A 1770-nucleotide genomic window follows, 5' to 3' on the forward strand; every position below is an offset into this window, starting at 1 on the left:
CTTTGCTATCGGTTACACCATCACCATCCGTATCCGAATTCTTAGGATCAGTACCATCAATTTTCTCTTGTTTATTGTTTACACCGTCGTTATCACAATCGACAGTTTCCCAAGCTGAATTTGGAGCTACTGTTTGACTAGCTAAGATAAATTTACAAGCATCTTTAGGATCAGTTCCATCTGTTTTCTCTTTGCTATCGGTTACACCATCACCATCCGTATCTGGATTATTAGGATCGGTACCGTCAATTTTCTCTTGCTTGTTGGTTACACTGTCATTGTCACAATCTGCAGTTTCCCAAGCTGAACTTGGAGCTACTGTTTGACTGGCTAAGATAAATTTACAAGAATCACTAGGATCAGTTGTGTCAGTAATTTCTTTTATGTTAGTTACTCCGTCACCATCACAATCTAAATCATTCCAATTAATAGTAAGGGTAACCGAATTAGATTGAGAAGAACAATTATCCGTTACTGTTAAAGTATATATACCTGCAGAAAGATTAGAAACCGTTGCCGTAGTTCCTACAATAACATTAGAAGCATTTTTCCAAGAATAATTTACCGTTCCAACTGAATTAGCAACTGTACCGGCAATTACTGATCCAGTATTAGTTAAACAAGACGCTTCAGTTTTAGAAGAAGTAGCAAGCGCTAAAGCTGCTTCCGGCTGTGTAATGGTATAATTACGGGTTGCCATACATCCGTTAGCATCAATTACCGTTACTGTGTAACTTCCTGCAGCCAGACCGGTAGCCGTAGCAGCCGTTCCGCCAGAAGGGGACCATGAATAAGTATACCCTGGTGTCCCCCCTGAAGGTGAAACTGAAGCAGAACCATTTGAACCTCCATTACAAGACACGTTCGTTTGTGAACCTGTTGCAGTATTAATAGCTCCCGGTTGAGTCAATGTAATTCCTGATACAGTTCCCGTACATCCATTAGCATCGGTAATTGTTACCGAGTAACTTCCAGCTGCAAGTCCTGTTCTGTCTTCGGTAGTTATACCACCGCCCCAGTTAAAGGTATAAGGGCCTGTTCCTCCAGTTGGAGTAAGGTTAATTGCTCCGGTAGTTCCACCATTACAAGCAACATTCGTAACAACGGTTGTTCCGCTTACGGCTGCTGCCGGTTGGGTCAATGTAATTCCTGATACAGTTCCAGTACATCCATTAGCATCGGTAATTGTTACCGAATAGCTTCCAGCTGCAAGTCCTGTTCTGTCTTCGGTAGTTATACCACCGCCCCAGTTAAAGGTATAAGGGCCAGTTCCTCCAGTTGGAGTAAGGTTAATTGCTCCGGTAGTTCCACCATTACAAGCAACATTCGTAATAACGGTTGTTCCGCTTACAGCTGCTGCCGGTTGAGTTAATGTAATTCCTGATACAGTTCCCGTACATCCATTAGCATCGGTAATTGTTACCGAGTAACTTCCAGCTGCAAGTCCTGTTCTGTCTTCGGTAGTTATACCACCACCCCAGTTAAAGGTATATGGTCCTGTTCCTCCAGTTGGAGTAAGGTTAATTGCTCCGGTAGTTCCACCATTACAAGCAACATTCGTAATAACGGTTGTTCCGCTTACAGCTGCTGCCGGTTGAGTCAATGTAATTCCTGATACAGTTCCAGTACATCCATTAGCATCGGTAATTGTTACCGAATAGCTTCCAGCTGCAAGTCCTGTTCTGTCTTCGGTAGTTATACCACCGCCCCAGTTAAAGGTATAAGGGCCTGTTCCTCCAGTTGGAGTAAGGTTAATTGCTCCGGTAGTTC

The 1770-nt window shown here is 43.2% G+C and carries 1 pseudogene; it reads right to left on the minus strand.

The annotated features are described in order from the left end of the window. Positions 1–1770: pseudogene (locus tag EOD40_RS17825) on the minus strand (hypothetical protein); the annotation flags it as partial.

Source organism: Flavobacterium sufflavum (assembly GCF_004016525.1).
GTDB lineage: Bacteria > Bacteroidota > Bacteroidia > Flavobacteriales > Flavobacteriaceae > Flavobacterium > Flavobacterium sufflavum.